A 9,313-nucleotide genomic window follows, 5' to 3' on the forward strand; every position below is an offset into this window, starting at 1 on the left:
AAGATATTATGAGTATTCTGATCAACAAAAATACAAGACTAATTGTACAAGGTATAACTGGTCGTGATGGTAGTTTTCACGCATCAAAGATGAAAGAGTATGGAACCAATGTTGTGGGTGGTACTTCTCCTGGCAAGGCTGGACAAGAAGTCTGTGGTATCCCTGTTTTCAACACGGTGAAAGATGCGGTGGCTGCAACACAAGCAAACACTTCTATTATCTTTGTTCCTGCACCTTTCGCTAAGGATGCTATGCTAGAAGCGATTGATGGCGGCATTCAACTTGTCATCTGTATTACCGAAGGTGTACCAACGCTCGACGCTGTAGCTGCACAGCATTATGCTAAAGTTCATGGTGTAAAGGTTATCGGACCTAACTGCCCTGGCTTGATATCTCCAGAAGAGAGCATGGCTGGTATTATGCCAACAAACATCTTTAAGAAAGGACATACTGGCGTCATCAGTCGTAGCGGTACTTTAACTTATGAGGTAGTGCATAACCTCACACAAGCAGGGCTCGGACAATCAACAGCCGTTGGCGTTGGTGGTGACCCTGTTGTAGGTCTTTACTTTGAAGAACTATTACAGATGTTCCAAGATGACCCAGAGACGGATAGCATTGCACTCATTGGTGAGATTGGTGGTGACGCTGAAGAACGTGCCGCAAAGTTTATAAAGGAGCATGTAACTAAACCCGTAGCTGTCTTCATCTCTGGACAACAAGCTCCTCCGGGCAAACAAATGGGGCATGCTGGTGCTATAATTTCAAGTGGCTCTGGCTCTGCAAGCGAAAAGATAGCTGCGTTTGAGGCTGTTGGTGTTCCTGTTGCACGTGAGACGAGTGAGATTCCAACACTACTAAAGCAACAGATGAAGAAGTAAAGATGAGGTATCTCACAAAGAGATAAATCGTTTATACAATAAGTAGGGACAGACGCTTTCGCCTAACTGAAGCACATTTGCTTTAATAAATAGACGAGGCTGTCTGTCTTTACTTTTAGTCTGTCATCAAAATACTATAGACAATATCTACATGAAGACACAACCTTTATTTGTTCATTAGTTTCATAACCATTAAGTACTAATCAATACTTTATTTTATAGAAAAGTCGTAGGACTTCATAGGGGTAACTTTCGCCTCAATAAAACATTAACCTTAACTTGAACAAAACTTATAGTTTATCATGTATAAACTATCTATTATAAATTGATAATCAATTATATAGTAGTTAATATTAAACTTTTAATATAATACTAACTAGCTTCCAATTTAGAGTTAATTTTCACGTTAACTTAAAGTCGATTTATACTTTAAGTTAAACGTCAAGCGTACTTTAACTTAGACATCAAATGTACTTAAACTTAGAAGTGGATCGTACTTAAAATCAGACTATCATCCTGCACACGGGAGTAAACCGAAGATAATCCTAATGTAGTTTGCTAGAACATTTGCTCACGTCATAATTAATCAGTACTTTTGCATGAACAAAGATTTGATATGGAAGAAAAGACAAACACACAAGAAGAACAAATATTAATCAGGGTAACAGGGCAAGATCGACCTGGACTAACAGCGTCTATCATGGAAATACTTGCACAATATGACGCACACATCTTAGACATTGGTCAGGCGGATATTCACTCCACCCTATCACTCGGTATTCTCATCAGAATTGACAAACAAAGCTCAGGGCAGGTGATGAAAGACTTGCTCTTCAAAGCTACAGAAATTGGTGTAAACATTGGTTTTGCATCAATCAGTGACGATGAGTATGAGGAATGGGTGAATCAACAAGGTAAGAACAGATACATCCTTACTATTATTGGGCGATCGTTGTCGGCAAGGAACATACAAGCAACGGCACAAATCATCTCGGCGCATGGCTTTAACATTGATGCTGTACGACGCCTTACTGGACGGCAAAGTATTAAGAAACATTACTTGCACGTCAGAGCCTGCATTGAGTTTTCACTTAGAGGAACCCCTACCGATTATCAACGCTTACAAGCAGAGTTGATGCAAATGAGCCATGAACAAGGTATTGATTGTTCTCTACAGAAGGATGATATGTATCGTCGTATGCGCAGACTCATCTGCTTTGACATGGATTCGACACTTATTCAGACCGAGTGTATTGATGAACTTGCAAAGCGAGCTGGTGTTGGCGAACAAGTGGCAGAGATCACAGAACGTGCGATGCGTGGTGAGATTGATTTCAAAGAGAGTTTCGCTGAACGTGTAGCACTATTGAAGGGCTTAGATGCTGGCGTAATGAAAGATATTGCAGAGTCAATGCCAATTACGGAAGGCGTAGACAGATTGATGAATGTGCTGAAACAATGTGGTTATAAAATAGCTATTCTCAGCGGTGGATTTACATATTTTGGTGAGTTCTTACAACGCAAATATGGTATTGATTATGTCTATGCAAACGAACTAGAAATAGATGAGCATAATAAGTTAACTGGGCGTTACCTCGGTGATATAGTTGACGGAAAACGCAAGGCAGAACTATTGAAGCTACTGGCTCAAGTTGAGAAAGTCAATCTCGCACAAACGATTGCTGTAGGCGATGGAGCTAATGACTTGCCCATGATTTCAGAAGCGGGATTGGGCATTGCTTACCATGCAAAGCCCCGTGTGCAAGCTACTGCCGAACAAAATATAACAACTATCGGGCTTGATGGTGTGTTGTATTTTCTTGGATTCAAGGATAGTTACTTGGGAGACGCAGGGAAGCTTTAAGTAAAGAAGTTTCTTCTGAGTGAAGAACAATCTTTCTTTTGTTAAACCAACAGAAACAAACATCCTCTTTTGTCCAAAGCTCTTTAAATTGAGTGGGCAAACGAGGATGTTAATATATAGGAGTAAACTTATAGTAAGATTACAGAAGCCAGACTACTTATGCGCACATAAATAGCCAAATGTCTACACTAATTCCGTGTAAGCCATAGTCATTTCATCCATTAATCTTTCGAAGTTTTCAGAGTTTAATGAAGCCTTGCGGAACATCATTTCTAAATTCTCCTCCTCGAGAAGAATAGGTGAATCATGTAACAAAGATTCCATGCCCGATAGCATTAAACGATAGATTGTTGCTTGTCGCAAGTCGTTCGTAGATGCTTGTGCACTTGTAACGCCAGTTACATACGCTTGCATCTGTACACGCACCACAGAGCGAATGGCTAAAGAAACAGGAACTGTATCGTCTGCCTGCAAGCTAGGGCAAGAAGCAAAGAACTCCTCCTTTGTCAACAAATGCCCTTCCATTAAAGCAAAGACGTTTTTCTGATATTCCGCAGTAACCAAGTCGTATAATTCCTTTGATCCACAAGCATAGCGCAAGAGCAACTTTGAAGAAGTAGAAGAGGAGAAATGCCTACGTTTCATATCAGTAGTCACCTTATCAAAGTCATCATAATTCAAACGAATGAGAACGGGGAATAGTACCGATACAAATTGTGAAGACAGGTTATCGAAGTTATTAACTAACAACTGCTTATACTCTCGTGGTTCTAATTTCTTCTTGTCGGATGACAAAGCATCTATCTGCCCAGAGAAGAAAGAATGAAAGTAGCCTCTGACCATTGCAGTGGCTACTCTCGATCGGTTAATGTCCGTTATTCTCATATATTCTTTAATTTATCTATGACCTCCAAATACACTCCCAGTTGACGAACTAGAAGCACCTGTGCTTGAAGGTGATTGGCTTCCAACTGAAGGTTGACTCGGTGAGTCCATCCTCCGTGCGTTACCAAATGAAGCTCTATTCTCATTGCTTGGCTGTTGAGGGAAAACTGGTGTACTCTGCGAAGGAGAATAAGAAGGAGATGGCGCCTCACGTCTAGCGTTCCCAAACGACTGATTGTTAGGACGTGAGTAAGTGTTATTTGGCGTACTACTCCTCGTATTGTTCATATCCATGTTCTCTCGAGTAGCATTACCAAAACTGCGATTCCCTTGCTGGCTGTCAGTTCTAGGTGAGTTGGGCGCATTCCAGGAACCACCATTTGGATAAGGATTTTGATAAACCCTTGTACTGCTTGGCATTGGAGCTTGATCCCTACGGGAACCAAACTGGCTTTGATAATAGCTACTTGGACGACCACCCCTATAAGAATAATACTCCGAAGGACATGTACGGTAGAAGTAATTGCGATCACCATAACGCGAATAAACGCGGTAATAGTAATTGTTGTTACTCCAATAAACTGGACGATAGAAGTAGTCTTCCCTTGTAAAGTAATTATACTGGTTAGTATTCAACACAAAGTATAAATCTCTGTTTCGTTGATCCCAGTAACTACCATATAAAGAGTTGCCTCCCTGTAAGTTCAGTAAATAGTCTAAGTTAATCTCATAGACAGCTGCATATTGAGCGTCGTTCAAACGTAACTCATAAGCCATCTTATCAGATAAGAATAAAGCTTGTCGACGAGCTTCTTCATAGCCGAGACGATAATAACTATCGCCGTAATCATCATAACGACCATAAGAATCATCATACACACTTCCAACTGCTCCCACAGGACCACCTACACCCATTCCTACTGAGAATAGAGAGCCACAAGAAGTTAGACTTAAACTTGTAAACGCCAATGCTATTGTATATAAAAATCTTCTATCCATTGCTATCATATTAAGTTAATAACTACCTTTATTTTACAATGACAAAGATAGCTGATAACGTTTAAATACACAATAGGTAAATTCCTAATTACGAAGGGAATGTTCCTATACTATAGTCGCATTACTCTACTTCCTCAACGATTGTATTAGGAATTTCTTTAGATCTTAATAATTCATCTAAACTCTTAAAGGTGTAGGCAGCCTTATCTTGAACGACAGTCTTAGAGAAGCGGTCACGTAAGCTCATTAGTTTCTGAACAGCCTCTTGATAGTTATCGGCAGTTATACGATCAGCCATCTGTTGGGCGTTCGCTGGAGTAAAATTAAAATACTGCACAAGGTACTGCTGGAACTGACGACGTTGTGCTTGTATCATGTTCTCTAACTGCGCATTCATCTTGTCCTTAGTACGATGGATGAAAAAGATTAAACGGTCGGGTTCGCCACCACGTTGCCCATGATCATACTTCTTGTCATACTCAAAGAAACAATCACAAGAACCTTTCTCGGATAATTCCTTCAACTCTTGCATGGCAGGATCGAGTACTCGACGGCAGAAGTCAGAGAACTTTTTATAATTATTCTCAAGACGTAACATCTTGCGGAAATCTAATGTTGCAATGACGGCACGCCCCTTATCTGCCCATGACTCGATAAACATATAGATGCGCTGTGTGTATCTATTCTTACAAGCAAAGACAATCTGCTTACCAAACTTATGATAACCTAAATCTAAAGAAACCAGACGTTCAGCTACTGTATGATCCAACTTTAAAATAGCATACTTATTATAGGAACGGTCTTCGGGAATATATACATCACAAAGGTTAGTTGCCTTCGTGTACTTACGCCCTTCACTCGTCTTATAAGGTATCTCAACAGGGATGGAAGCTAACATCTTCAATGAATTGCGAAGTTGAGGATAATGGTTAGGGTCAACACCTAATTCTTTGAAAGGCAACTTAATCGGCATTCTTCCATCTTCATCAAGCTCATCTGTCTGAAACAAATCTAACTGAAAGCCTCGTTTGCTCTTTAAGATTCCATGCAAAATATCTTGTAAACTCTCAACAATAGAAACGAGGATGCGGACTTGAATTAGCGAGTAGTCATGACGCATCATTGTCACAGCAATTGGCTGTAATAACCATGTCTCTTCTTCGATAGGGATGAGGTCGTTCGATATGGTACGACTCTTTAGTGGTGCCTTTTGGGCTTTTGCTCCACGCTTACGAGTTATCTTCTTGCTGGATATCTTATCAGTCATATCTGTTTAATTTGCCTTAGCTCTATATCTTTTATTGACTTGAAGTTACAAAGATACTGTTTTTTTTTGAACAATCAACTAATAACACCGAAAATGATAACTTATCATTAGTCGATTGATTAAGGCTAAACGCAAATAGCTTTAAAGGTTAAACGATTACTTCGATGCTACTTATTTCCACGCATAAGTTAACACATAATCATGTGTAACTTCGCTTACAAACTTTATGTCGATATTACTTCTAAGGTTGGCAACATGGTCTAAGGCAACATTTACCTTCATCTCTTGAAGGGCTAAGTGCTCTTCTGAAAACAGTTTATAGGTGGTTTCCTTTGCACACCAAGCTATAAGCTGGGAACGTAAATCGGTGAAGGGCTCGTCAGAGCGAAGGTAACGAGAGATGATACGACTCACACGATTGGACACATACTCAATGTCAATCCCTACTTCAAAGTCCGTGGAAAGGATAATAGCAACATAACCAATGGTGTGAGATATACTAATGTGATAACCCTCGATAGTTGGTTTACCATCCTCATTATGATTGATAACAGGAATATAACCCAACATAGCAAAAAGAAGACGTTGCTCGCCTTCTTTCTCTGCCTTTCGCCCTTTGTCTATCGGCAAAAGACCGATAGTGATTTTATCAAAAACGTCACTCGTTATCCTCACAACCTATGATCACCTTGACTTTACTAATACGACGTTCATCTATCTCTAATACTTCAAAGGTATATCGCTTATACTTCAAAATCTCATGCACTGCAGGGAAATCGCCTTTGATCTCCAACAATAAACCAGCGAGTGAATCAGCGTCACCTTCTACGTCATCAAACTCATCATCTGGAAGATTGAGTATTTTGGTAAAGTCATTCAATAAGGTTTTACCTTCAAAGATATAACTATTAGCGTCTAATTTTGTGTAATTATGCTCTTCCTCGTCGTACTCATCATTAATCTCCCCGACTATCTCTTCTAAGATGTCTTCGAGCGTAACTATACCACTGGTTCCACCAAACTCATCCACAACGATTGCAATATGAACTTTGTTCTCTTGGAACTCACGTAAAAGGTCGTCAATCTTCTTCGTTTCAGGAACAAAGTAAGAGGGGCGTATCAAGCTTTGCCATCTAAAGTTAGCTGGCTTTGATAGATGAGGAAGCAAGTCTTTGATGTAAAGAACGCCTCGAATATTGTCTTTATTATCCTGATAAACAGGGATACGGGAGTAGTTGTTATCAACAATACACTTCAACACATCCTCATAAGAACAGCGTATATCAAGGTCTATTATGTCTTGGCGAGAAGTCATCACCTCCTTTGCGGTCTCATCACCAAAACGTATAATGCCCTGCAACATACTTTGCTCATCTTTGATGTCGCTCTTATCGGTAAGCTCCAGTGCTTGTTCCAAATCATCGATTGATAATTGCCTATTCTCTTTCTGTAAGACTTTCTCTGCGAAAGCACCACTCTTTAAAAGAATTGTCTCTATCGGCCAAAATAACTTACGAAAGAACATAACCCCTTTCACTGCCTTACGACAGAAGGCAAGTGGATTCGTATTACCATATACTTTAGGAATAATCTCACCAAAAAGTAACAACAAGAAGGTTAATAGAATCGTAACACACAGAAATTGTAACCATTCTGCACTAAATGTTAGTAAATTGGTGAGAATATAATTACACAACATGATGATGGTCACGTTAACAAGGTTATTCGTTATAAGAATAGTTGCCAGTGTGCGCTCACTATCATCACGAAGTTTCTGAACCAACATATCCAATGGGCTTTTATCTGGGTCCATAGCCTCTAAATCTGCTGGAGACAAACTAAAAAAGGCTATCTCTGACGCACTAGCAAAGCCAGATAAAAGGATAAGAAAGAATGCCAAGAGGATAGAAACAAGTATACTTGGACTTATTGGATTAACGGTGATATAAGAAGATATATCTAATAGAAAACTATCCATTAAAAAGGTAATTTGTTATTATCAGAGATGGAATTATCAGCATCTTTATTCTTCTCTTCTGACGCATTTTCCATCTTTCGAGATGCACTTAACCATTCAAGATTATCCACATAGATTTCTGTAACCTGTCGGCGCACCCCTTTTTTATCATCATAAGAACGATTCCTTATACGTCCTTCAACATATAGCTTGTCGCCCTTATGAATGTATTGTTCGGCATACTTTGCCAAGCTCTTAAATAGTACTATATTATGCCAATCAGTACGATCAGGAACTTTCGTTCCACCAGGAAGCTCATATCCACGCTCTGTTGTAGCTAACGTAAAGGTAGCAACACATTGATCCGCATCATAATAGCGCACTTCTGGTTCACGACCAACATTACCAATTAACATCACTTTGTTCATATAGCACAAATCTAAAAGAAAGAGAAATTCTTTACTTCCACATTCCCAAATACTTAAATCTAAAGTTCTTACCTTTAGCTGAAGGGAACTGACTTCTATTGTCAACCCTCTCCTTCAAGTATTCAACCATACGTGTATAACAATCCCAGCCTGAAACAGCCTTGCATTGTACAACAAAATGAGTGTCCCTATATTCGTGCTTACCTGTAGATGGTATTAAAACAACACGCTTGAAATCAAGTGCCCCTTCATACCAGCCCTCACGTTCTTCATTAAGATGCATAATTGCAGGATTCTCCTTACGCTGTATATTATCAACGCTAGGACGCAATGCTTTCTTCTGTTTAAAATCCATCATACTAGGAGCCTCTGTCTTTATGACAATAAAATAAACACGAGGACGAACCTTATAACGTTTAGGATAGAATACATCACTCGCTGCATAATTCCTAATATCATCTTCCAATTCTGGAGTGAGTTGAATATCAGGAATAGAACTCAAAAAATCTAACGCCTCTTCAACATTATGCACTAATACTTCACTATCGAAATACCGTAAATATAAATTCATAAAGATAATGTTATGTATGTTTCTCTTTCTAACAAATAAGAGCGGCAAACGAGACTCGAACTCGCGACCCCGACCTTGGCAAGGTCGTGCTCTACCAACTGAGCTATTGCCGCATACAATGTAAGTAATTACTTACCAAAATCTGCATGTGAAGAGGAGGAGACTCGAACTCCCACGAAGCAATTTTCACTACCCCCTCAAAGTAGCGCGTCTACCAATTCCGCCACCTCTCCAATATGCCTATAATATTCAAAGAACTTCCGTGCCCAGAACAGGACTCGAACCTGCACGTCGTGAAACACACGCACCTGAAACGTGCGCGTCTACCAATTCCGCCACCTGGGCATTAGTTTTGAGATAACTAAAAAGCCTTTCAGAATATCAAAGAGCGGCAAACGAGACTCGAACTCGCGACCCCGACCTTGGCAAGGTCGTGCTCTACCAACTGAGCTATTGCCGCA

The 9,313-nt window shown here is 39.9% G+C and carries 9 protein-coding genes and 4 tRNA genes; 2 read left to right on the plus strand and 11 right to left on the minus strand.

The annotated features are described in order from the left end of the window. Positions 1 to 8 precede the first annotated feature (8 nt). The gene (gene sucD, locus HMPREF9969_RS07630) at positions 9 to 881 is read left to right on the plus strand and encodes a succinate--CoA ligase subunit alpha (RefSeq protein ID WP_009435237.1); all 873 of its coding nucleotides are present in this window, start codon (positions 9 to 11) and stop codon (positions 879 to 881) included. 616 nt (positions 882 to 1,497) lie between these two features. After that, on the plus strand, positions 1,498 to 2,745 hold the full coding sequence (serB, locus tag HMPREF9969_RS07635; protein WP_009435236.1) for a phosphoserine phosphatase SerB: 1,248 nt from the start codon (positions 1,498 to 1,500) through the stop codon (positions 2,743 to 2,745). Between the two features lie 183 nt (positions 2,746 to 2,928). Here the strand turns inward: serB and HMPREF9969_RS07640 are convergent, their stop codons facing one another. From HMPREF9969_RS07640 to HMPREF9969_RS07690, 11 genes are all read right to left on the minus strand, one after another. Beyond that, positions 2,929 to 3,630 (minus strand): hypothetical protein, encoded by a 702-nt coding sequence (locus HMPREF9969_RS07640; protein ID WP_009435230.1) that lies wholly within the window; start codon positions 3,628 to 3,630, stop codon positions 2,929 to 2,931. Between the two features lie 12 nt (positions 3,631 to 3,642). After that, a complete protein-coding gene (locus HMPREF9969_RS07645) occupies positions 3,643 to 4,629 on the minus strand; it encodes a hypothetical protein (RefSeq protein ID WP_036895476.1) in 987 nt (328 codons plus the stop codon). A 121-nt stretch (positions 4,630 to 4,750) separates the two neighbouring features. Next, the gene (locus HMPREF9969_RS07650) at positions 4,751 to 5,896 is read right to left on the minus strand and encodes a replication initiation protein (RefSeq protein ID WP_009435223.1); all 1,146 of its coding nucleotides are present in this window, start codon (positions 5,894 to 5,896) and stop codon (positions 4,751 to 4,753) included. Between the two features lie 171 nt (positions 5,897 to 6,067). Continuing rightward, on the minus strand, positions 6,068 to 6,571 hold the full coding sequence (locus HMPREF9969_RS07655) for a 4'-phosphopantetheinyl transferase family protein (protein ID WP_036895473.1): 504 nt from the start codon (positions 6,569 to 6,571) through the stop codon (positions 6,068 to 6,070). Next, on the minus strand, positions 6,555 to 7,874 hold the full coding sequence (gene gldE / locus HMPREF9969_RS07660; RefSeq protein WP_009435242.1) for a gliding motility-associated protein GldE: 1,320 nt from the start codon (positions 7,872 to 7,874) through the stop codon (positions 6,555 to 6,557). Before gldE ends, HMPREF9969_RS07655 begins: the two co-directional genes overlap by 17 nt. Beyond that, the gene (locus HMPREF9969_RS07665; RefSeq protein ID WP_004383312.1) at positions 7,874 to 8,281 is read right to left on the minus strand and encodes a single-stranded DNA-binding protein; all 408 of its coding nucleotides are present in this window, start codon (positions 8,279 to 8,281) and stop codon (positions 7,874 to 7,876) included. The genes gldE and HMPREF9969_RS07665 overlap by 1 nt, the downstream gene beginning before the upstream one ends. A gap of 31 nt (positions 8,282 to 8,312) precedes the next feature. Then, on the minus strand, positions 8,313 to 8,852 hold the full coding sequence (locus tag HMPREF9969_RS07670; RefSeq protein WP_009435231.1) for a hypothetical protein: 540 nt from the start codon (positions 8,850 to 8,852) through the stop codon (positions 8,313 to 8,315). Positions 8,853 to 8,892: 40 nt separating this feature from the next. After that, positions 8,893 to 8,965, minus strand: a tRNA-Gly gene (locus HMPREF9969_RS07675). Positions 8,966 to 9,001: 36 nt separating this feature from the next. Then, positions 9,002 to 9,085: transfer RNA gene (locus tag HMPREF9969_RS07680), tRNA-Leu, on the minus strand. 30 nt (positions 9,086 to 9,115) lie between these two features. Continuing rightward, a tRNA-Leu gene (locus HMPREF9969_RS07685) sits at positions 9,116 to 9,197 on the minus strand. A 42-nt stretch (positions 9,198 to 9,239) separates the two neighbouring features. Further along, positions 9,240 to 9,312: transfer RNA gene (locus HMPREF9969_RS07690), tRNA-Gly, on the minus strand. Between the last annotated feature and the right edge of the window lies 1 nt (position 9,313).

The organism is Prevotella sp. oral taxon 306 str. F0472, from assembly GCF_000257925.1.
GTDB lineage: Bacteria > Bacteroidota > Bacteroidia > Bacteroidales > Bacteroidaceae > Prevotella > Prevotella vespertina.